We start from the raw sequence: 21,263 nt of genomic DNA, 5'->3' as shown, positions 1-21,263 counted from the left end.
GAGAGTTTTCACGTTTACTATATCTCCCCCTTTCTGTCTCTGTACCGTCGTGAGGAAGTATGTCTACCCGTCAGCTGTTACCGCTCATCGGGGCGTTGTTTGCGCTGTATATCATCTGGGGTTCCACCTATTTCGCTATCGCCGTCGGCGTCGCCAGTTGGCCCCCGCTAATGATGGCTGGCGTGCGCTTCCTTTCCGCAGGCGCACTGCTGACCGCCTGGCTACTGGCAACCGGCCATAAGCTCCCTGCGCGAAAGCCGCTGCTCAACGCGGCGCTGATTGGCGTGTTACTGCTGGCCGTGGGTAATGGTTTTGTCACTCTCGCCGAGCACCAGCACGTGCCCTCCGGTATTGCGGCGGTCATGGTCGCAACCGTGCCGCTGTTCACCCTGTGCTTTAGCCGCTTTTTTGGTATTGCGACCCGCAAACTTGAATGGCTGGGTATCGCTATTGGTCTCGCGGGGATCGTACTGCTCAACAGCGGCGGCAACCTGAACGGTAACCCCTGGGGCGCGCTGCTGATACTTATCGGTTCAATGAGCTGGGCGTTTGGTTCCGTCTACGGCTCGCGAATCGAGCTACCGACGGGGATGATGGCGGGCGCCATTGAGATGCTGGCGGCAGGCATCGTACTTATGATCGCCTCCTCGCTAACTGGAGAAAAATTAACCCAGATGCCGTCGTGGTCCGGCATTTTTGCCGTCGCCTATCTGGCGATCTTTGGTTCGCTTATCGCCATCAACGCCTATATGTATCTGATTCGCAACGTAACACCGGCGGTAGCGACCAGCTACGCCTACGTTAACCCGGTGGTCGCCGTGCTATTAGGCACCGGTTTTGCCGGCGAAAGCCTATCCGCCGTAGAGTGGCTGGCGCTGGGAATCATCATCTTCGCCGTCGTTCTGGTCACGCTCGGCAAGTACCTGCTCCCGGCTCGCCGCGATGTCACCTCCTGTAAGGCGGAGAAGTAACGTCTAACAGACCTATACCTTGCGTATCGATCTGCGCGCAGTTCCCACCGCCGCAGATCCACTCTTCCAGCCGTTCCCCCAGCGCTTCGTCGCTAAGCTTCTGGCGCCCGCGCAGCGCGCACTCCCAGACCACCAGCACCCGCCACCCCTGCTCCGCCAGGATGCCGATATCCCGACGATCGCGCGCCACATTTTTGGCTATTTTATCCAGCCAGAACTCAGTTCTCGTCGCGGGGACCTTAAACAGGTAGCAATTATGATGATGCCAGAAGCAACCGTGGGTAAAGATAACGCACTGATACTCGGCCACCACAAAATCCGGGCGGCCGGGCAGCGCGGCATCCTGCACGGTAAAGGAAAATCCCGCACGCGCCAACAGTCCCGCCAGCCGTTTTTCAATCGCCGTATCGCGGGTGCCGATCGCGCGCATGTTTTTACTGCGGGTGGCTTTATCGTGGACGTCGGCCATAGTCAATCTTTTGCTCACGGCAAGCCACCGCTCTTGCAATACGCGGCGCCAGCAGCTTCGCTACCGCCGCAAAGACCGGCACAACAACCGAATTGCCAAACTGGCGATAGGCCTGGGTATCCGATACCGGAATGCGAAAATGATACCCCTGCGGCGCTTCAAATCCCATCAGACGCGCACACTCGCGGGGAGTCAACCGACGCGGCCGCCGAAGCTGGTTTTCAGGATCGTCAAAAGACTTTTCGCCTAAAGGCCGATCCCAACCGCGATCGATAAGGATCTCCGCACCATCTTTGTAGTAGCGGGCAGACAGCGTACGCGCCACGCTGTGCGGATTCGTTGGGTCAACGAGCCCGTAGCCAAAGCCGTTCCCTCGCTCCTGATGCTTGCGCGCATAGCGATAGAGATATTTCCACAGCACTCTGGTGAGGATAAATTTGTCATCAACGGCGGGTTCCAGCAGCTCGCCGAAAGTCGGGCGAACGGAGGGATAGAGAGTGGCGATATCACGCAGGGTGAATCCCTCATGCAGCTTGAGGTCACGCCGAAAACCCACCAGCACAATGCGTTCCCGGTGCTGAGGTAAAAAATGACGCCCGTCGATCACTTTCGGATCATCCGCTCCAGTATGAGCCGCATCAGCAACCTCATAACCCAACTCATCCAGCGTCTGCATAATGATACGAAACGTCCGCCCCTTATCGTGGCTCTTCAGGTTTTTGACGTTCTCCAGAACAAAAATCGGCGGCTGACGGGCGGCGATAATCCTGACCACGTCAAAAAACAGCGTCCCCTGCGTTTCGCAGGCAAAGCCGTGAGCGCGACCAAGGGCATTCTTCTTCGACACGCCGGCGAGTGAAAACGGCTGGCAGGGAAAGCCGGCCAGCAGTACGTCATGCTGCGGGATAGTCTGGCGTATATGCTGCGCCGCGTCTTCATCGCTCACCTCAGGGAGATGGCTTAAAGTCACATCGCGGATATCTTCATTGAAACGATGCTGCTTAGGATCGCAGTACCAGTTGGCTTTATAGGTGCGCACCGCATGTTTATTCCACTCGCTGGTAAACACGCATTGCCCGCCAATCGCTTCAAAACCGTGGCGAATGCCGCCGATACCGGCAAACAGGTCGACGAAGCGGAATCCATAATGCGGATGATGCGCAGGCGGCTGCGGCAGGAGCGTACGCAGGTGGGCCTGCTCCTGGTGGGATATGCGACCTGCCGCGCGCGCTACCGTCGCAACGCGCTTGAGGATAGCCGGGCTCCAGTGCTGCTCGCCGACGGCGACCAGCTGCGCGACCAGCGTTTTGACATCGTATATCGCCATCAGCTGGCGCAATAGCGCCTGCGCGTCTTCTCCGGTATGTTCAACCTTCAAAGACGGGGGATTTTCCTTGGATAAATTTTGCGCCATAACCTCAACCAGCCCGACTATTTTTGCAGAGGTTACCATAAATAGCGCAGCCAGTTTTACGCGAGTGGGTTAAAGCGCTGCAAAACCTCGTCATCAATAGCCATCGGGTCTCCGCGAAGCTCCGCGCTGAGCTTGGCCATAAACTGCACCAGAAAGCGCGCATTGTGTATCGCCATTGCCCTGCCCTTTTCGGTCTGCATCGTTTGCGGTAAACGCAGCAGCTTGCACTGGAAATGATCCAGCGCGTAGGTTTTATCATTTAATTCCCGCCGGTCGGCAAAGGGATCGCTGGCATCAAACAAGATATTGTTCAACGCGCCGGACACGGCAAAAACGCGCGCCAGGCCAATCGCCCCCAACGCCTCAAGTCGATCGGCGTCCTGGACGATTTTCGCTTCTTCGCTTTGCGGAGCAATCGCCGCGCTAAAACTGTGCGCTTCAATAGCGTGTAAAACCGCCGCGTAGCGTTCGACGGGGAAATCAGGGAAAGCTGACTGGAGGATAGCCAGCGTTTTTTCCGCCGCCATCGCAGAAGAGCGGCTACGCTCAGGATGGTTTTTCGCCAGGCTGACGATGTCATGAAAGTAGCAGGCAGTCAGGATCACCAGACGGTCAGCATCCGTATCTTCGGCCAGTCGCTGCGCAGTGGCCCAAACGCGGCGGAAATGCGAAATATCATGAGCCGCATCCCCTTGCGCGTGATGTTCGGTTAGCCAGGTTTCAAATCGTTGCTGCCAGTGAAAAAGGTCCATGCATGTTCCTTAGGTGTCAGGCCAGCAACGAGCATAGCAACTTTATTCGTGATGTTCATAGATCTGCGGATTGGGGCGCGTGTACCACGCAATTGCACCAAGAATGGCCCCCACGATACCTAACACCAGAAACCCCAACAGGGCACCAATCCACTTCCCACTCGTTGAACCAAGTTCACCGTCAATCGTTGCGCCGGGCACGCTTTGAATCTGCCCGACAACCCACCAGTACCGCGCCATCGCCCACAGAAAATAACCACAAAAAGCATAAAATGCCCACAGCGCCAGTTTTCCACCAGGACTTCTTTTCGCTTTATCTTCCATTCATTTGCTCTCCATGTACTCAACAAGCAACATCACTTGCCAGTCAAAAATAGTGATATCCATCACATTATATAGCGAAAATTCTTGCAAGACAGCATTTCTCTCTGCCCGATGCATTTCTGTGCATCAACCGGCTTCATTGTCATAATACCGGCTATATATACTCAATGAATTTATTCCATTTTTAAATAATACAAATTAATGAATGGCATTTAATTTCTGGCCATTTCCCACTCCCCCTCCCCTGCCCCTCATTTCACCATCAACCACTCTTACTCAGACCACTCTCTGAAAGAAAACTCCACGTTTAAACACGTGCAAATAATTATTCATAAAATCAATACTAAATAATGACACATAGAACGCATGAAACCCATCAAAGACAAAATTCAATCGATGAACAACCATAAGCCCATGTTATTAAAAGCTATAAACACGGAAAATAATTTATCACAAAACAATACAATTTTAATATAAAGAATATAACTGAAACATTTTGTAATGTTAGATATAATTTAGTTACATATTTGATTTAAAGAAAAATGAACTTAATCGCTAATATCAAATAGTCACCCCGGAAGGAATGACACAATTCATATTAATTATGATTAAAAGGGAATATATAATGAAAAGAAAAGTATTGGCAATTCTGGTTCCAGCTTTATTAGTCGCTGGCGCGGCTAATGCAGCAGAAATCTATAATAAGAACGGCAACAAACTGGATTTCTACGGCAAAATGGTTGGCGAACACATCATGACCCATGATGGCGACAACAACAATTCTGACGATACCTCCTATGCGCGTTTCGGCGTTAAAGGCGAAACCCAGATTAGCAGCGAACTGACCGGTTATGGCCAGTTTGAATACAACATCAAAGCGGACAAACCGGAAGGTCAGCAGGGCAGCGCTACCCGTTTAGCATTCGCTGGTCTGAAATTCAGCGATTACGGCTCATTCGATTATGGTCGTAACTACGGCGTGGTTTATGACGCGGCGGGTTACACCGATATGCTCGTTGAGTGGGGCGGTGACGGTCTGGTTTACACCGATAACTTCATGACCGGCCGTACCAACGGCGTAGCAACCTATCGTAACACCGACTTCTTCGGCATGGTGGATGGTCTGAATTTTGCTCTGCAGTATCAGGGTAAAAACAACGACACCACCGCGAAAAAATCAAACGGCGACGGTTTCGGTTTCTCCGTTAACTACAACATCGACGGCTTCGGTTTCGTTGGCGCTTACAGCAACTCCGATCGTACTGATGAGCAAGCAGCGGACAAGCGGGGCGAGACAGCTGAAGTCTGGAACCTGGCGGCTAAATACGATGCAAATAATCTGTATGCATCAGTCATGTATGGTGAATCCCGTAACATGACTCCGCTGGAGAAAACGACTTTTGGCAGTTTTGCCAATCACACGCAAAACATCGAAGCCGTTGTGCAATATCAATTTGATTTCGGCCTGCGTCCGTCCCTGGGCTATGTCTACGCGAAAGGTAAAGACCTGGGCGCCAAAGAAGACACCAATGCGGATATCATGAACTACGTTGAATTGGGTACCTGGTACTATTTCAACAAAAACTTCAACGTTTACACCGCATACAAATTCAATCTGATGGATGATGAAGACGCGGCGGTAAGTGGCGCAGCCACCGACGATCAGTTCGCTGTGGGTATCACCTACCAGTTTTAAGATTGTATAGCTACTCTAAAACCCGCCTTGTGCGGGTTTTTTCGTTTTTACCAACGGATAGTCATCCTGTATCGCTACATGGCAGAAAAATAGAGTGTTGCGATCTATATGCAGTAAACTATGAAGAGGAGATTTCCCCCGGATGCGTGGCGCCTACTCCGGTTTTCGAGATTTTAACTTAATCATTTAAACCATGAAATCAACAATAAAAAACAGGGTATTCACAATACTTTTACCTTCCGCCCTATCCGGTAGATTTAACCTGTTTTTCTCCGTAAGCCAAACAAATTACGCGCATAAATATCGTTACCGCTACAGTAGACACTGTTAATCCCGCAGGACTGCCTGGTAATGACCGCACCAGAACTCATGCCCCCGATAGCTTTCCCGCTTTTATAGTCTCTATTCGGCATAATCACGTCCAAACAAACTCGGGTGGAGAAGCGTAAACAACATCCGTCGAGGAATATGTCTACTGTGATAAAAACCCTGGTTGACACAGACCACGAGTTGGCGTCAAATATTTATCATACGGGAGCTTATTGCTTATATCGATCGCGCATTTAATCTCTTAATTTTCCTTTTATAAAATTGATGTAAATCAATAAATGATTAATCATACCTTGAAAAAAAACACATCCAGAGAAGCGGTCAGGTACATTATCGTTGGCCTGGCAAATACAGCAATAACCGCAGTTGTTATATTTGGCCTTATGCATGCCGGTGCGGGTGTCTACCCTTCAAATGCAGCAGGTTATGTCGTTGGCATTATTTTCAGCTTTATAATGAATGCGAAGTTCACTTTCTCAACGACCTTAAACCCCCTGAGATTTATCAAATTCGTATCCACATGTGTTTTTTGTTATATTTTAAATATAATAGCAATGAAAGTTTTTTTCATCGTTATACCTAATGCTATCTATACAGCACAAGTTGTAGGAATGATTATTTACACAACAGCTGGTTTTATTATAAACAAACACTGGTCAATGAAATGAAAGAAATAAATATAAACCGCACGAGGAGTGAAATACCTTCGTTAGCAATCGTTGTTCCTTGTTATAATGAAAAAGACGCCTTTCCATACTGCGTGGAGGGGCTTGCCACTGTATTAAAAAACCTCCTTGCAAAAGAAAAAATCGCTCGAAATAGTTATATCCTCTTTGTCGATGATGGCAGTAAAGACAACACCTGGGAACAAATCAAATCCACATCGCAGGAAAAGTCGTTCGTTCGCGGTTTGAAATTATCACGGAACCGGGGCCATCAGATAGCCCTGCTGGCGGGGTTAGCAAACGCGGATACGGACGTTACTGTAAGTATAGATGCAGACTTACAGGATGATATAAGTTGCATTGAGAAAATGATAGACAAATATAATGAAGGGTTTGAGATTGTTTATGGCGTACGCGACAACAGAAGTAGCGACTCAGTATTCAAAAGGACAACAGCCAATAAATTCTATTCTCTGATGTCAAGGCTGGGTGTCAATCAGGTTCCTAACCATGCGGACTTCAGGCTTCTTAGCCGGACAGCGTTGACAGCATTAAAGGATTTTAAAGAACAAAACTTATACTTAAGGGGGCTAATCCCTTTGTTGGGTTATAAGTCTACCCGCGTTTATTATAGCAGAGATGAAAGGGTTGCAGGCGAGTCAAAATACCCCTTGAAAAAGATGGTAGCACTGGCGTTAGAAGGAATAACGTCTCTGACAATTACCCCATTACGGATGATCGCCGCCACTGGGATTACCACATGCCTTCTATCTACAATAGCTGCAATCTATGCCCTCATTGAGAAGATCCAGGGAAATACCGTTGCGGGTTGGACATCTGTTATGATTGCGATTTTCTTCCTTGGCGGCGTCCAGATGCTTTCTTTAGGGATAATTGGTGAATACGTTGGAAAAATATACATGGAATCCAAAAACCGGCCAAAATATTTTATCGAAGAGGTAGCAAAATACGAAATGAGAGGCGAGCAATGAACACCATGGATGAACGAATGACGCCCTACACTAAAAGAGTTATTGCAATGCTTTACCTCGCGGCAATTTTCTTAGTTTACAGCCCAACCATTATATTTAGTTACGCATTTTCAGATGATTGGTCGACACTTTCTGATGTTTTTTCAGGGAAAGGTTCTCCATTTCAATGGGATATGCAATCCGGCAGGCCCTTGTATGCCATTGCCAGACGACTTGCCTTTACGCTAGTTCACAATATCGATGACCTTGCCTATCTTAGATTTTTCACCATAATAACGGTTTTTATATTTTGTTTGTTCCTCTTTTTATTTATAGAAAAAAGAAACATATTCAAGCGTAACATAACAACGATCACCTTCCCTTTATTAATATGTTTGGCACCCGCCATACAAGTATATAACTCCTGGGCGACATGTTTCCCTTTTGTACTATCTATACTCCTTGCCGGAATAAGTTATGCGACATTAAAGCCCACCAATAAAAAAACGACAATTATAAGATTTGCAGCATCCGTCATTATTTTATGGTTTGCATTTGCCATATATCAACCAACGGCGATGGCATTTTTATTTTTCGTCATGCTTGATAACTGCCTGAAAAAAGACAAACCATTTTCCATCAGCATTGTTTTAATCAGTGGCGCAGTTTTATTTATCGGCATGCTTGCTAGTCTGCTATTTTCAAAATTTATACCTGTATGGTTATATGGCAGTTCAATTGCACGTGCCGAGTTAACGAATAATCCACTTGAGAAATTACGATGGTTTGTCAAAGAACCATTGATTAACGCCATCAACAACTTTAATATAACCCCTGGCACCTTATTCACAACGCTGTCATTAATAATTTGCGCAATAGGTTTATTTTCAATAATAAAAGGCAAATCAGGACCTATTAAGGTGCTCATGTTTATTATCATGGGGATTGGCGCCTACTCTCCAAACTTATTAGTCAAGGAAAACTGGGCTGCATATAGGTCACTGATAGCACTGGAATTTTTCACGTGCGCTCTTATCATTATTGGGGTGGATGCCTTGACTAGCAAACTCAATATTGCAAAAAAAGCGCTCCCCATATTGACGGTATTCGCGATGATCGCTGCCTCATACAATATCTTTAATGGTTTCATTATCCCACAAAAATCAGAGTTAAACGCATTAGCAAGCGCACTTTCCTACAAGGTGGGAAAAACATTTACAGGGGATGTTCTTTTTGACATTCAAGATCCCGCCTATAATGCCTTTACTAAAACACAACGTTATGACGAGTTTGGCAATATTTCACTTGCGGCCCCCTGGGCTATCAAGGGGATGGCGGAGCAAATCTTAATCAGCAAGTCCATGCATTTCAGGCTTCCAGAAAATGTTATTCTGACGGCAAAGGAGCAATGCACCACTGATTGCATCATTATAAAAACGGGCGATGCCATGAGGAGTTCAACCTCCAACTATTGAATCTTTTCGCCCCCCGGCATGCAGAAAGATGATCCCGCGCCAGATCCGCACGGGATCTTTTTATCCCGGCAGCTCAGGTCAGGGTCATAAGTTTCTCTATCACCTCATGCGCTCACTTGACAACAATCCCTGCTCCAGTGCTTTCCTGAGTTCGCTCCTTTCCATCCATCATCCCTTCTCTTTAAGATACTTCTACAGAATCTATGTGTAGCAAGGGCAGTTGACTGCTTTGTTATCAGGGATGCAAGACGGGCTATGTTGTTGTTAAGAATGTGAGCTTGTGAACTAAAGAAGATAAAAGTGGATGCCCAACAAGAGGCAACATGGTAAAAAAGACAGCATTAGGGATGGGAAAACAGAGCGATAGAAAGAAATTTTAATGCGGGGATTTTGCAGAGAAAAATTAAAAGCGACATTCAACTTATTGATTTTTCTAAATAATTGGCGGAGAGAGGGGGATTTGAACCCCCGGTAGAGTTGCCCCTACTCCGGTTTTCGAGACCGGTCCGTTCAGCCGCTCCGGCATCTCTCCGCTGTTGAGGTTGCTATAATGCCAGGTTCTTTGGCATTTTAATAGTTCCTGTCTCTTTAATTCAGTTCAAGTGACGACTTTGCGAGCAATATGATATTTAAATGGCCCTGGAAAGTAGATGAAGAGTCCGGCAACGCGGAAATCCCCTGGGAAAAGGCGCTTGCCATTCCTGTATTAGCCAACCTCTCCGAACATGAGCAGCAGCAGCTGGTGCAGATGGCTTCCCGCTTTTTGCAACAAAAGCGTCTGGTTGCCTTACAGGGGCTTGAGCTTACTCCCCTGCACAGCGCTCGTATCGCGCTATTGTTTTGCCTGCCGGTTCTCGAACTGGGTATCGAATGGTTAGATGGCTTTCACGAAGTGCTTATCTACCCTGCCCCGTTCGTCGTCGACGACGAATGGGAAGATGAAATCGGCCTGGTGCATAACCAGCGAATCGTACAATCAGGTCAAAGCTGGCAGCAGGGGCCGATTGTTCTCAACTGGCTGGATATTCAGGACTCCTTCGATGCGTCCGGTTTCAATCTGATAGTCCATGAAGTAGCGCATAAACTGGATACCCGCAATGGCGATCGCGCAAGCGGCGTGCCCTTCATCCCCCTGCGCGAGGTGGCGGGCTGGGAACACGATCTCCATGCTGCAATGAACAATATTCAGGATGAGATAGACCTGGTCGGTGAAAGCGCCGCGAGTATCGATGCGTATGCAGCCACCGATCCTGCAGAATGTTTCGCCGTGCTCTCTGAATACTTCTTCAGCGCACCAGAGCTATTTGCTCCCCGCTTTCCCGCGCTTTGGCAGCGTTTCTGCCTTTTTTATCGTCAGGATCCGCTCGCGAGATTACGTGAGAATAGCCCGCCAGATGATAGTGATAACCCGGTAGTACACTAAAACAACGACCTGCGCTAAATTTAGCCATTTGAATCAGCAAGTTAAATTTAGTGTTGACACAAAAATCCGAGACCAGTAGTATTCGCCTCGTTCACACGATTCCTCTGTAGTTCAGTCGGTAGAACGGCGGACTGTTAATCCGTATGTCACTGGTTCGAGTCCAGTCAGAGGAGCCAAATTTAAAAAGCCCGCTTAAGGATACTTAAGCGGGCTTTTTGCTGTCCGTCCCGGGATTCGGGCATGCACTACTGTTTATATCTCAATGAAAATATTAACTCATCATCACCGCCTTTAGCGCAACCTGTGACAGCCTCTGCAGCCCATTCAGCACGATAGCGACTTTTCAACCGGTATCCCACTTCTAAGCAAAAAATAACAACACCAGGCATCTTTCCCCGCTAGCGCTGTACGCAACGTCCCTGCGGGACATAAAAACCTTTCTCCAAAAAGTCATCACACTGAACAACTAACAAATTAATAAACTAGCCGCACCACAGAAAAGCATATTAAAGCCATAACACGATATACGCTGGAGATAAATAAAGCCAAAAGCGACAGTCATCATGCTATAACAATACGTCATCATAATAGTCGTTATGGTTTACCAGATCTCATATAAACCGGACTATCAACATCAGCAGTTCTGGCTTTCCCACCAGCAACATAAAACATGCTAAGGGCTACCGCTTCGACAAGACGCACGATCTTCGTCCCTCAAACGTTTTGCTGGAATATTAAATTATCAAATTTATTAATAAATAAATGAGCAGTCGCTTTGATCTGCGAAAACCCATAATCTCAAAAAACACAATCTTCAGCAATTTAAGCTAAGACTTCAGATATCTAACGTAGGACGTTGGCCTAACCCATCCGCAGCAGGTCTTTTTATTGATATTTGAAATTGCAGAATCGCCGCCATGTCTATACTTAAATCGCTTTCCTAATAACGGAGCTCACCCAATGCAATATATAGTGCCTTTCAAAAGGACAATGCTCGCCAGCCTGTTAACCTTAGCAGCCGGCGCAGTGTCCAGCGCTTATGCGGCACCAGCGACAGCCACCGCACCAGAAAATGCCCCCAAACAAAATACCTCAAAACCGAATATTGTCGTTATTTTTGGTGATGATATTGGTTACTGGAACCTGAGCACTTATAACCAGGGCACCATGGGGTATAAAACGCCGAATATTGATAGCATTGCCGCAGAAGGCGCTAAGTTTACCTCCTATTATGCTGAGCAAAGTTCAACGGCCGGCCGTTCTGCGTTTATTACCGGCCAGATGCCGTTCCGTACCGGCATGAGTAAAGTTGGGATGCCTGGCGCGCCGCAGGGTCTGCAAAAAGAAGACATTACGATTGCCACGGCGCTTAAACAGCTCGGTTATGCCACCGGTCAGTTTGGTAAAAACCACCTCGGCGACCGCGATGAATTCCTGCCTACCGCGCACGGTTTTGATGAATTCCTCGGCAACCTCTATCACCTGAACGCCGAAGAAGAACCGGAGAACCCGGACTATCCAAAAGACCCGGCCTTCCGTAAAGAATTCGGTCCGCGCGGCGTAATTAAGAGCACCGCAGACGGCAAGATTGAAGATACCGGTCCGCTGACCGTGAAACGTATGGGCACGGTCGATGAAGAGACGCTGGCTGCCAATAACGACTTTATGGAACGTCAGGTAAAAGCCGGTAAGCCATTCTTTACCTGGTTTAACACCACCCGTATGCACAACAAAACCCACCTGAAAGACGGCAGCATCGGTAAAACCGGTCTGGGGACCTATGCCGACGGTATGGTTGAACACGATGCCATGATCGGTGAAGTGCTGCAGAAAATTAAAGATCTCGGCATCGAAGATAACACCATTCTCGTTTACACCACCGATAACGGCCCGATGACCGCCACCTGGCCTGATGCGGGTGAGACGCCGTTCCGCGGTGAGAAAAACACCGGCTGGGAAGGCGGCTTCCGCGTACCTGCCATGGTTCGCTGGCCGGGGCATATTAAGCCGGGCACCATCATTGACGGCATGTTCGCCAGCTACGACTGGTTCCCAACGCTGGTCGCAGCCGCCGGGGACGCTAACATCAAAGATGAACTGCTGAAAGGCTATAAGACGACCTCGATGACCTACAAGGTACATCTGGATGGTTATAACCAGCTCGACTTCCTGCAGGGTAAAGGCGACAACCAGCGTAAAGAATTCTTCTACTGGAGTGATGACGGCGACCTGCTGGCGATGCGCTATGGCCGCTGGAAAGCGCACTTTATGATTCAGGAGCACACCGGTCTGGATCTGTGGAAATATCCGTTCACCAAACTGCGTACGCCAATGATCTTCGATCTGGAGATCGATCCGCTGGAGAAAGGCAGCGACGGTATGGGCTACAACTCATGGTTCTACGATCGTCTGTTCCTGATGGGCGGTGCGCAGAAATATGCCAAAGAGATGCTGGCCACCTTCAAAGAGTTCCCACCGCGTCAGAAACCAGGTTCGTTCACCATTTCCGATGCTTCAGCCATGCTTGAGCAGGGTTCCGGTATTAATAAATAACGCCACCTCGGACAGGTTGCTAAAGCAGCCTGTCCGCTTTGGATGATAAAAATCAGTTCACCTTTTTGTTATCACTTCTCAGGGGCATACGATGAAGTACAGCACAACACTACCCGTTACCGCATTACCGTCTGCCGAGAAATATAACGGCAAAGGCCCTGAATATAAGCGTCGCTTCCACGTAATGGCCAAGCCTACCGGCTCGACCTGTAACCTTGACTGTTCCTACTGTTTCTATCTGCACAAAGAAGATCTGCTGCACCAGGACAGGCATACCGGCATGAGCGATGAGACGCTTGAACAGTTCGTTCGCCAGTATATTGAAGGGCAAGACGGTGAGCAGGTGGTCTTCTCCTGGCAGGGCGGCGAACCGACCCTGATGGGGCTCGAATTTTTCGAAAAAGTGGTTAAGTTTCAAAAGCAGTACCAAAAATCCGGCCAGCGCATCGAGAACGACTTACAAACAAATGGTGTTTTGCTGAACGATAAATGGGCTGAATTTCTCAAAAAACATCATTTTCTGGTGGGTCTGTCGATTGATGGCCCACGGGAACTTCATGACCGCTACCGCGTCACGCGTAGCGGCAAACCGACCTTTGATAAGGTGATGGCCGGGGTTGGGGCGCTTAAGCGTCACGGCGTACCGTTTAATGCCCTGGTAACCGTCAACCGCACCAATGCCCGCTACCCGCTTGAAGTCTATCGCTTTATGACCCAGGAACTGGGCGCGACCTACGTACAGTTTAACCCGTGCGTGGAACCGGTTGATTTTAAACAGACCGCCCCGCAGTTCTGGCGCGATGACACCATTCCGCTGACCGGTAGCCGCCGCGTTCGCCCCGGCGATCTCGACTCTGTCGTGACCGATTGGTCGGTTGACCCGGATGACTGGGGCCACTTCCTGATTGCGGTGTTCGAGGAGTGGGTTAACAACGATTTAGGCCGCGTTCAGGTCAATCTGTTTGAAACGGCGGTGGCGCAAACGCTGGGCATGCCCGCGCAAATCTGCACCCACTCCGAATTCTGCGGCAAAGGGCTGGCGATTGAAAAAAACGGTGATATCTACTCCTGCGACCACTACGTTTACCCGGAATACCAGATAGGCAATATCGCTAATACGAAACTGTCACACCTGGCGTTCTCCGAGCGGCAGAAAGCCTTTGGCATGGGCAAGCGCGATACGCTGCCGAAATATTGCCAGGCCTGCCCGTATTTAAAAATGTGCTGGGGCGAGTGTCCGAAAAACCGCATCGTGCGCGCGCCGGACGGCGAAACGGGTCTCAACTATCTGTGCCCGGGCATCAAAGCCTTCTTCAATTACGCCGAGCCGATGCTGGTGGGATTAGCCACCTTAATCAAACGTGACTATTCAGGATTAAAACGATGATGCAGCGCGAGAAGCTATTAGAACTTGAGCAGAAAATGAACCAGCAGGTGCTGGGTCAGGAAGAGCTGGTGCGCATGTTGATAATCGCCCTGCTCTGCGATGGACACGTTCTGCTGGAAGGGCTGCCGGGGCTGGCGAAGACCCGCGCCGTGCGCGAACTCGCCCGCCGCGTGGAGGGCGAGTATCGGCGCATTCAGTTCACCCCCGATCTGCTCCCTTCTGATATCACCGGCAGCGAGATTTATCAGCAAAATGCCACCCGCGAGGAGGATCAGTTTACGTTCCGTCCCGGCCCGGTGTTTGGCAACCTGATTCTGGCCGATGAAATCAACCGCGCCTCCGCCCGCGTTCAGTCTGCCCTGCTGGAAGCGATGGAAGAACGCCATGTGACCGTGGCGGGCAAAACCTGGCCGCTGCCGGGGGTGTTTATGGTTCTCGCCACGCAAAACCCGGTAGATCAGGAAGGCACCTGGCCCCTGCCGGAGGCCCAGCTTGACCGCTTTTTGATGAAAGTACTGGTGAGCTATCCCTCGAAAGAGAATGAACAGAAGGTGATGCAGCTGGTTCGCGCCGAGCAGCAGCAAAAATACCAGCAGTTGAGCCAAAACCAGCCGAGCGCCGCCGCCGAAACCCTGATGCTGACGCAGCAGGAGATTGCCGAGTGCTGGCAGGCGATTGCCCATGTTCACGTCGCGCCAACCATTGAAAACTATATCGTCAATCTGGTGGATCTCAGTCGTCACCCTGATAACGTCAGCGATACCCTGGCAAGCTATCTGACCTTTGGGATAAGTCCACGCGGGACGCTGGCGCTGGAGCGCTGCGGCCGCGCCCAGGCGTGGCTGGAAGGCCGGGACGCCGTTATGCCGGAAGACATCAAAAAGATAGCCCCTGCGGTGCTACGTCACCGTCTGATGCTGAGCTACCAGGCCAATGCCGACAACTGCACCCCGGACGATGCGGTGCAAATGCTGCTCGACGCGGTGGTGGCGTAATGAGCGATGCCGTCCGCGTCTCGCGTGGTAGCCTGCTAAAACTGGCGGCGCAGGCGCGTTCTATTATCAATCCGCCAGGGCAAATCCCGCCCAACGCGCTGGCCGGAGAGCGCATTTCGCGCCAGCAAGGTCGCGGGCTTAATTTTGACAGTCTGCGCCGCTACCAGCCCGGTGATGACGTTCGTCTGATGGACTGGCAGACCACCGCGCGTATGCGTACGCCGTGGATCCGCCTGTACAATGAAGAAAAAGAGCGGCCGGTCTTTTTGCTTGTCGATCAGCGTCGGGATATGTTTTTTTCCACCCGCGTGCAGACCAAATCGGTGGCGGCGGCAAAAATTGCCGCGCTGCTGGCATGGCGCAGCTGGCACGACGGTGACCGTCTGGGCGGCGCGGTGTTTGGCGACAAAGACTACGCGCTGCGCGCCTGTCGTCCACCGAACGCGACCCTGCCCCACTTTCTGGACGACATCGTCGAGTATAACCACGCCGTCGCCGAGGCCTATCCTCATGAAGCGCCAAATCCGCTGTCGCTGGCCGATATGCTGCGCCACAGCCTGCCGCTGATCCCTACCGGGAGCTGGGTTGCGGTGATAAGCGATTTTCACGATCTGGATAGCCAGTGCGATGCCCTGCTGGCCGCGCTGCGCCGCCGGGGGGAGATCAGCGCCTTTGTGACGCTCGACGATCTCCATCTGCGGCTGCCGACCCACGGCCAGCTTGCCGCGCGTTACGAAGGCCAGGAGGCAACCTTCTCCCTTTCCCCCTCCCGCCGCGACGAGATCGTGCATAGCGTCACCGCCCGGCTGGCGCAGCAGGAGACGCGTCTTGCCCGGCTTGGCGTGCGGGTCAATCAAATCGTGGTCACCCGCGATCTCCTGCGACAGCTACAGCGAGGTGTCTGAATGCTGGAGAAAGGTTTTACCGTCCCCCATCTGGCGGAGCCGGCGCTGCCCGGTTCACCCTCCTGGTTTCCGCTGCCGCCGGGCTGGGTTGTGCTCGGCATCCTGGTTCTGCTTGCCGGGCTGACCGTCGCCCTGTTTCGCTACGCCCGCTGGCGGCGGAATGTCTGGCGTCGCCAGGCGCTAAGCGCCCTGTCGCAGCCGCATACCGCCGATAGCTGGCTGCTGCTGATTAAACGCATTTTGCTGGTTCATCACCCGCGCGAAGCGATAAGCGCCGCGTCCAACCCGACGCAATGCCTGCAACAGGTGCCGCTGGACGACGCGCTGCGCGAACAGCTTAGCCTGCGCTATTGCCAGCGTGAAAACCAGTTGAATGACGACGATAACGCGCGTCTGCGTGCGCAGTTACATGCATGGATAGAGCGATTACCCTATGTCTGAATATCTCTCACGCGTGGACTTTGTCTGGCCCTGGGTTTGGCTGCTGCTGCTGCTGCCGTTGGTGGGCCGCTTTTTTATGGCTAAAGCGCGGCCGCTAAAGGAATACGTGCGCGTGCCGTTTTTACCCGCGCTTATCCACGAGATCCAGCCCAACAGCCAGCCTGTGCGCAGCGGTAAGCTTGCCGCCGTGGTGTTCTGGCTGGTGTGGGGGCTGCTGGTTTGCGCCATGGCGCGTCCGGAATGGCTCACCCCGCCGCAGCATATTGAAAAACCGATGCGTAACATCATGCTGATTTTAGACGTCTCTGGTTCGATGGCGAAAAACGATGTCGCCGGAGGCAGTACCCGTCTGGAAGCTGTACAGGCCTCGGTGAAAAAATTTGTCGCCGCCCGCCCGTCCGACCGAATTGGGCTGGTGATTTTTGCTAACGGCGCATGGCCCTTCGCGCCAATTAGCGAAGATAAACAGGCGCTGGAAACCCGAATCAACCAGCTATCGCCGGGCATGGTGGGGCAGCAGACGGCGATCGGCGACGCGCTGGGAGTCACGGTGAAACTGTTCGATTCCGCGCAAAACGCCGACGCCAGTAAGCTGGCGATTATTCTCACCGACGGCAATGATACCGCTTCACAGCTGACGCCGCGTCTTGCCGCCAAACTGGCCGCCGCGCATCACGTACAGGTGCACACCATCGCTTTTGGCGACGTGAACAGCACCGGGGACGATAAAGTCGACCTGCCGCTGCTCGCCGAAATCGCGCAGATGACCGGTGGACGCGCGTGGACTGCCGAAAGCAGCGGCGCGTCGCTGGACGCCGTATGGCAGGAAATTGACGCTATCACGCCGGTGCAGGTTAAAAGTATCGGCTGGTCCTGGCGCGAGCCGCTGTTTGGCTGGCCGCTTGCCGCCGCGCTGTTGCTGCTGCTGGCGTTCGCCCTTTATCGCGTCCTCAGGGAGGAAAGCGCATGAGCGACTTCCACTTTTTACACCCCTGGTTTTTAGTGCTGTTACCGCTGTGCCTCGCGCTGTGGTGGCTGCCGTCCGCCGGACGCAGCGCCTGGGTACGTATGATGGATAAGCCGCTTGCCCGTGCGCTTATCGTCAATCAGCCACGAAAAATAACCCGCGCGCTGCCGTGGCTGATGATGGCAGGGATTATCGGCCTCGCCGGTCCTGCCTGGCAGCGTCAGCTTCCCGCGGCGTTAACCCCGCAAAGTAATGTGATGGTGGTGTTGCAGCAGGATAACGCCATGCTGGCAAGCGATTTGGCGCCAAGCCGTCACCAGCGGATGCAAAGTAAAATCCTGTCGCTGATGGCGCAGATGCCCGGCACCCGCTTTGGCCTGGTGGTGTATCAGTCCGGCGCGTGGCTCACCACGCCGCTGACCGTCGATCAGGATTTTTACGCTCTGTTCCTGCATGCCCAGTCCCCGGCCCTGCTTCCGGCAGGTGAAGGATCAGGGCTACAGGCGGCCCTGACCCTGGCGATGAAAAATATGCCCTCGCCGCCGCGCAGCATCATTCTGGTGGCGGATAATATCGATGAGCGCGATGCGCGCTGGCTGACAAAACAGTCGCTACCGCTGCAAATCTGGGTTCCCGGCACCGCCCACGGCGGGACGCTGCCGGAGAAGTATGCCAGTCGCGGCACCGATACCCGGCTTAACGTCGCGCGCTTTGAGCAGATCCGCGATGGCGGTATTCCGGTCACCCTGGTGACGTCGGACGACAGCGATTTTTCGGCGATCCGCAGCCATATACAGCAGTCCGTCAGCGCGCAAAACAACGCGCGCATCGATCTACACTGGCGCAACAGCGGCTGGCTGGCGGTCATTCCCATGCTGATCATCATACTGCTGTGGCGACGCCAGCTTTTTTGCTGGCTGCTTATCGCGCCGCTGTTGATGTGGCAGCCCGCCGGGCACGCCGCGTCATGGCTGGATGCGTGGATCAGCCCCGATATTCAAGGGCAACAGGCGTTCGCACGCGGGGATTACACCACCGCCGCGCAGCGTTTTACCGACCCGCTGCGGCAGGGGATCGCCTGGTATCGGGCGGAGAACTACCCCGCCGCCACCGCCGCTTTCCATCAGGCGGAACAAACGCCAGAAGCGCTGCTGTGGACCGGTAACAGCTACGCGCAGCAAAAGCTGTGGCAGCAGGCGCTCAACAGCTATGACCGGGCGCTCAGCCTGCGGCCTGACTGGCAGCTGGCGCAGGGCAACCGGGCGAAGATTGCCGCCATCATCATGCAGCTGCGGCAAAAAGAGCGCGACCGCCAGTCGGCGCAGAGCGAGGAGCAGGACTATAAACCGGATGAGATCAAACACGATCTCAAACCCGAGGAAGGCGTTGAGCAAAAAGATATTCAGCCGCAGGTCGGAGGCAACCCGCAGGTGAACCAGTGGTATGAGAATCTCAGCGTTTCGCCTTCCGGCCTGCTGGAAAACCTCTATCGCACCCAGTCAGGAGATCAACAATGAAGCTGCTGTGGTTATTACTGATTGCCACGCTGCCCAGTCAGGCGGCCATGACGGTTTCGCGCGAGCTTATCGCGCCAGAGCACGTTGCTCCCGGTCAGCCGGTGCGCATCGCCGTGACCTTCTGGACCGATAGCTGGTTTAACCCGCCGCCGCAGTGGCCTGATTTCCCTGTTGAAAATGGCGCATTGTTGACCACCACCGAACCCAATCAGCTGCTCACCCGTCATGAGGGCGGCACCAGCTGGAGCGGTATTCGTATGGAACGTCAGGTAACGGCCTGGGATCAGGGGCAGCTGCATATTCCTGCCTTTGAGCTGACGCTTACCGGAGCCGGACAAGCGCCGGTGACGGTAAAACTGCCGGCGTTAGATAAGGCGGTAAGCTGGCCTGACGATGTACAACAGCCGGACCATTTCCTGCCCGCCGCCAGCCTGTCGCTGAGCCAAAAAATTACCCTGTTCCACAGCGGCGATGATGGACAATTGCGCGCCGGAGATGTGATTGAGCGTGTGGTAACGGTGGTCGCCGACGACGCCGTTGCAACGCAGATCCCGCCGCTGCTGTACGCCATTCCCGGCACGCACACCCAACGTTTATCGCCGCAAAATACTCTGGTGACGGCAGGTCGCGGCGATATCCACGGCGCCCAACGCGTCGAAACGCTGCGCTATCTGCCGGTGGAAGCCGGTACCGTTGCCCTTCCGCCGATAAAATTACGCTGGTGGGATACCGCCCATCAGCAGTGGCAAACCGCCGAACTGCCGGGCAGTGAGTACAAGATTGCCCCGGCGCCGAACGCGGGTGCGGAAGCGGCGCTCAAAGGCCAGGCACCAACCTCGTGGGGTCTGCTGTCATTGTGGGTCGCGGTGCTGGCTGCGACGGTCGCGCTGCTGTTTATGTTTCGCCGTACGCTGTCGCAGAGCGCCCGGTATGTTTTTCACCAATGGCACCGTTTCTGGCATCCCACATCGCTGCCGGATCTGGTCCCTGAAAAAAGGAGTTCTCGATGAAGCGTACGTTGATCGGTATGTTATTAGTGAGCCTGTGCGGCGGCGCTGCGGCGGCTCCGCTTTCCGCCTGGAACGACACGGCGGCTAAACGGGCTATAGAAACCTGGGTGCACAATGCCACCGATGCCAACAGCCACTCTTTTATCCCGCCGGAAAAGCGCTACGTGGTGTTTGATAACGACGGCACCCTGTGGCCAGAAGCGCCGATGACCTTCCAGATCCAGTTCGTGCTGGATGAGGTTAAGCGTCTTGCGCCTGAACATCCTGAATGGCAAAACGATCCGCTGGTCAGCGCGGCGCTGAAAAACGATCTGAAAACGGTGGCGGCCGCGGGCGAAAAAGGCTTGCTCAAGCTGCTGGCCTTGACCCACAGCGATATCACCACCGACGAGTTCACTCAACGCGTCGCCAGCTGGGTCGATGCGCACAAAGACCCGCGGTTTGGCTGTCAGTACAACCAGTTGGGCTATCAGCCTATGCGTCAGCTGCTGGACTACCTGCGCGAAAATGGCTTTAAGACGTGGATTATCTCCGGCGGCGGCATCGATTTTATGCGCGTGCTGTCTGAGAAGATGTACGGCATTCCGCCGGAACAGGTCGTCGGTTCGTTCGCCCTGGGCGAGTTCTCGTTGACCAAAGATGGCTCGCAAATACGCAAAACTATGCAGGGTGCCTTTAATGACGATGCGGCGAACAAACCGGTGGCGATCCATCTGTTTATGGGTCAGCGCCCGGTAGCGGCTTTTGGCAACAGCGATGGCGACCTGGCGATGATGCAGTACACCGCCAGCAACCCGGATTACAAAACCTTCGGGCTGCTGGTGCACCATACCGATGCGGCGCGCGAATACGCCTACGACAGCCATCCACCGGCCAGCGGTAAACTGGTGGAAGGCTTAAAAGAGGCCAAAGAGAGAGGCTGGGTGGTGGTCGATATGCAAAAAGACTGGAAAACGGTATTCGACCCGGCGCAGTGCCCGGCGAAAACCGCGCAGTAA

The 21,263-nt window shown here is 52.6% G+C and carries 19 protein-coding genes and 2 tRNA genes; 16 read left to right on the top strand and 5 right to left on the bottom strand.

Translation table 11 applies throughout. From position 1 onward, the window contains the following. Window positions 1–59: 59 nt before the first annotated feature. The gene (gene yedA / locus EGY08_RS26150; protein ID WP_004122140.1) at window positions 60–971 is read left to right on the top strand and encodes a drug/metabolite exporter YedA; all 912 of its coding nucleotides are present in this window, start codon (window positions 60–62) and stop codon (window positions 969–971) included. On the opposite strand, the gene EGY08_RS26145 is transcribed toward yedA, so the two are convergent. The 4 genes from EGY08_RS26145 to drpB are packed head-to-tail and all read right to left on the bottom strand — an operon-like array spanning window position 946 to window position 3,930. Continuing rightward, window positions 946–1,440 (bottom strand): very short patch repair endonuclease, encoded by a 495-nt coding sequence (locus EGY08_RS26145; protein ID WP_004122141.1) that lies wholly within the window; start codon window positions 1,438–1,440, stop codon window positions 946–948. The genes yedA and EGY08_RS26145 overlap by 26 nt on opposite strands. Continuing rightward, entirely contained in the window at window positions 1,421–2,854 is a 1,434-nt protein-coding gene (locus EGY08_RS26140) for a DNA cytosine methyltransferase (protein ID WP_177447593.1), read from the bottom strand. The genes EGY08_RS26145 and EGY08_RS26140 overlap by 20 nt, the downstream gene beginning before the upstream one ends. Before the next feature lie 56 nt (window positions 2,855–2,910). Further along, window positions 2,911–3,606, bottom strand: coding sequence for a phosphohydrolase (locus tag EGY08_RS26135; RefSeq protein WP_123829147.1), 696 nt, complete (start codon window positions 3,604–3,606; stop codon window positions 2,911–2,913). A 42-nt stretch (window positions 3,607–3,648) separates the two neighbouring features. Next, window positions 3,649–3,930: a cell division protein DrpB gene (gene drpB / locus EGY08_RS26130; RefSeq protein ID WP_123829146.1), complete on the bottom strand. Its 282-nt coding sequence runs from the start codon at window positions 3,928–3,930 to the stop codon at window positions 3,649–3,651. A gap of 625 nt (window positions 3,931–4,555) precedes the next feature. Between drpB and EGY08_RS26125 the strand changes: the two genes are divergently transcribed. The 4 genes from EGY08_RS26125 (at window position 4,556) to EGY08_RS26110 (ending at window position 9,067) form a co-directional block, all read left to right on the top strand. Beyond that, complete coding sequence (locus tag EGY08_RS26125) at window positions 4,556–5,626, top strand: porin (protein WP_004122148.1); 1,071 nt, start codon at window positions 4,556–4,558, stop codon at window positions 5,624–5,626. Window positions 5,627–6,234: 608 nt separating this feature from the next. After that, complete coding sequence (locus EGY08_RS26120; protein WP_032741888.1) at window positions 6,235–6,624, top strand: GtrA family protein; 390 nt, start codon at window positions 6,235–6,237, stop codon at window positions 6,622–6,624. Then, on the top strand, window positions 6,621–7,613 hold the full coding sequence (locus EGY08_RS26115) for a glycosyltransferase family 2 protein (protein WP_112166245.1): 993 nt from the start codon (window positions 6,621–6,623) through the stop codon (window positions 7,611–7,613). Before EGY08_RS26120 ends, EGY08_RS26115 begins: the two co-directional genes overlap by 4 nt. Then, window positions 7,610–9,067 carry a glucosyltransferase domain-containing protein gene (locus tag EGY08_RS26110; RefSeq protein WP_004122156.1) on the top strand — a complete coding sequence of 486 codons (1,458 nt, stop codon included), beginning with the start codon at window positions 7,610–7,612 and terminating at the stop codon, window positions 9,065–9,067. The genes EGY08_RS26115 and EGY08_RS26110 overlap by 4 nt, the downstream gene beginning before the upstream one ends. A gap of 442 nt (window positions 9,068–9,509) precedes the next feature. Here EGY08_RS26110 and EGY08_RS26105 read toward each other — a convergent pair. Then, window positions 9,510–9,599: transfer RNA gene (locus EGY08_RS26105), tRNA-Ser, on the bottom strand. A 90-nt stretch (window positions 9,600–9,689) separates the two neighbouring features. On the opposite strand from EGY08_RS26105, the gene mtfA reads away from it, so the two are divergent. The 11 genes from mtfA to EGY08_RS26050 all read left to right on the top strand — a co-directional run bounded on the left by mtfA (window position 9,690) and on the right by EGY08_RS26050 (window position 21,263). Beyond that, the gene (gene mtfA, locus EGY08_RS26100; RefSeq protein ID WP_004122158.1) at window positions 9,690–10,490 is read left to right on the top strand and encodes a DgsA anti-repressor MtfA; all 801 of its coding nucleotides are present in this window, start codon (window positions 9,690–9,692) and stop codon (window positions 10,488–10,490) included. Between the two features lie 100 nt (window positions 10,491–10,590). Further along, window positions 10,591–10,666: transfer RNA gene (locus EGY08_RS26095), tRNA-Asn, on the top strand. A 784-nt stretch (window positions 10,667–11,450) separates the two neighbouring features. Then, entirely contained in the window at window positions 11,451–13,043 is a 1,593-nt protein-coding gene (locus tag EGY08_RS26090) for an arylsulfatase (RefSeq protein ID WP_004122160.1), read from the top strand. A 91-nt stretch (window positions 13,044–13,134) separates the two neighbouring features. Further along, window positions 13,135–14,430, top strand: coding sequence for an anaerobic sulfatase maturase (locus EGY08_RS26085; protein ID WP_123829145.1), 1,296 nt, complete (start codon window positions 13,135–13,137; stop codon window positions 14,428–14,430). Continuing rightward, complete coding sequence (locus EGY08_RS26080; RefSeq protein WP_123829144.1) at window positions 14,427–15,425, top strand: AAA family ATPase; 999 nt, start codon at window positions 14,427–14,429, stop codon at window positions 15,423–15,425. Before EGY08_RS26085 ends, EGY08_RS26080 begins: the two co-directional genes overlap by 4 nt. Next, window positions 15,425–16,330 carry a DUF58 domain-containing protein gene (locus tag EGY08_RS26075; protein ID WP_123829143.1) on the top strand — a complete coding sequence of 302 codons (906 nt, stop codon included), beginning with the start codon at window positions 15,425–15,427 and terminating at the stop codon, window positions 16,328–16,330. Before EGY08_RS26080 ends, EGY08_RS26075 begins: the two co-directional genes overlap by 1 nt. Continuing rightward, window positions 16,331–16,771: a DUF4381 domain-containing protein gene (locus EGY08_RS26070; RefSeq protein ID WP_049114544.1), complete on the top strand. Its 441-nt coding sequence runs from the start codon at window positions 16,331–16,333 to the stop codon at window positions 16,769–16,771. Continuing rightward, window positions 16,764–17,741 carry a VWA domain-containing protein gene (locus EGY08_RS26065; protein WP_004122177.1) on the top strand — a complete coding sequence of 326 codons (978 nt, stop codon included), beginning with the start codon at window positions 16,764–16,766 and terminating at the stop codon, window positions 17,739–17,741. The genes EGY08_RS26070 and EGY08_RS26065 overlap by 8 nt, the downstream gene beginning before the upstream one ends. Further along, on the top strand, window positions 17,738–19,255 hold the full coding sequence (locus EGY08_RS26060) for a VWA domain-containing protein (protein ID WP_123829142.1): 1,518 nt from the start codon (window positions 17,738–17,740) through the stop codon (window positions 19,253–19,255). The genes EGY08_RS26065 and EGY08_RS26060 overlap by 4 nt, the downstream gene beginning before the upstream one ends. Beyond that, complete coding sequence (locus EGY08_RS26055) at window positions 19,252–20,265, top strand: BatD family protein (RefSeq protein ID WP_123829141.1); 1,014 nt, start codon at window positions 19,252–19,254, stop codon at window positions 20,263–20,265. The genes EGY08_RS26060 and EGY08_RS26055 overlap by 4 nt, the downstream gene beginning before the upstream one ends. Continuing rightward, window positions 20,262–21,263, top strand: a complete 1,002-nt coding sequence (locus EGY08_RS26050) for an HAD family hydrolase (RefSeq protein WP_123829140.1) — start codon at window positions 20,262–20,264, stop codon at window positions 21,261–21,263. The genes EGY08_RS26055 and EGY08_RS26050 overlap by 4 nt, the downstream gene beginning before the upstream one ends.

Source organism: Klebsiella sp. FDAARGOS_511 (assembly GCF_003812845.1).
Classification (GTDB): Bacteria; Pseudomonadota; Gammaproteobacteria; order Enterobacterales; family Enterobacteriaceae; genus Klebsiella; species Klebsiella grimontii.
Note: the sequence above shows the minus strand (reverse complement) of the source record. Positions and strands in the feature narration are given on the sequence as shown.

Coding starts and splice junctions, on each gene's coding strand:
- yedA (WP_004122140.1), top strand. CDS start 60: ATGTCTACCCGTCAGCTGTTACCGCTCATCGGGGCGTTGTTTGCGCTG.
- EGY08_RS26145 (WP_004122141.1), bottom strand. CDS start 1,440: ATGGCCGACGTCCACGATAAAGCCACCCGCAGTAAAAACATGCGCGCG.
- EGY08_RS26140 (WP_177447593.1), bottom strand. CDS start 2,854: ATGGCGCAAAATTTATCCAAGGAAAATCCCCCGTCTTTGAAGGTTGAA.
- EGY08_RS26135 (WP_123829147.1), bottom strand. CDS start 3,606: ATGGACCTTTTTCACTGGCAGCAACGATTTGAAACCTGGCTAACCGAA.
- drpB (WP_123829146.1), bottom strand. CDS start 3,930: ATGGAAGATAAAGCGAAAAGAAGTCCTGGTGGAAAACTGGCGCTGTGG.
- EGY08_RS26125 (WP_004122148.1), top strand. CDS start 4,556: ATGAAAAGAAAAGTATTGGCAATTCTGGTTCCAGCTTTATTAGTCGCT.
- EGY08_RS26120 (WP_032741888.1), top strand. CDS start 6,235: ATGATTAATCATACCTTGAAAAAAAACACATCCAGAGAAGCGGTCAGG.
- EGY08_RS26115 (WP_112166245.1), top strand. CDS start 6,621: ATGAAAGAAATAAATATAAACCGCACGAGGAGTGAAATACCTTCGTTA.
- EGY08_RS26110 (WP_004122156.1), top strand. CDS start 7,610: ATGAACACCATGGATGAACGAATGACGCCCTACACTAAAAGAGTTATT.
- mtfA (WP_004122158.1), top strand. CDS start 9,690: ATGATATTTAAATGGCCCTGGAAAGTAGATGAAGAGTCCGGCAACGCG.
- EGY08_RS26090 (WP_004122160.1), top strand. CDS start 11,451: ATGCAATATATAGTGCCTTTCAAAAGGACAATGCTCGCCAGCCTGTTA.
- EGY08_RS26085 (WP_123829145.1), top strand. CDS start 13,135: ATGAAGTACAGCACAACACTACCCGTTACCGCATTACCGTCTGCCGAG.
- EGY08_RS26080 (WP_123829144.1), top strand. CDS start 14,427: ATGATGCAGCGCGAGAAGCTATTAGAACTTGAGCAGAAAATGAACCAG.
- EGY08_RS26075 (WP_123829143.1), top strand. CDS start 15,425: ATGAGCGATGCCGTCCGCGTCTCGCGTGGTAGCCTGCTAAAACTGGCG.
- EGY08_RS26070 (WP_049114544.1), top strand. CDS start 16,331: ATGCTGGAGAAAGGTTTTACCGTCCCCCATCTGGCGGAGCCGGCGCTG.
- EGY08_RS26065 (WP_004122177.1), top strand. CDS start 16,764: ATGTCTGAATATCTCTCACGCGTGGACTTTGTCTGGCCCTGGGTTTGG.
- EGY08_RS26060 (WP_123829142.1), top strand. CDS start 17,738: ATGAGCGACTTCCACTTTTTACACCCCTGGTTTTTAGTGCTGTTACCG.
- EGY08_RS26055 (WP_123829141.1), top strand. CDS start 19,252: ATGAAGCTGCTGTGGTTATTACTGATTGCCACGCTGCCCAGTCAGGCG.
- EGY08_RS26050 (WP_123829140.1), top strand. CDS start 20,262: ATGAAGCGTACGTTGATCGGTATGTTATTAGTGAGCCTGTGCGGCGGC.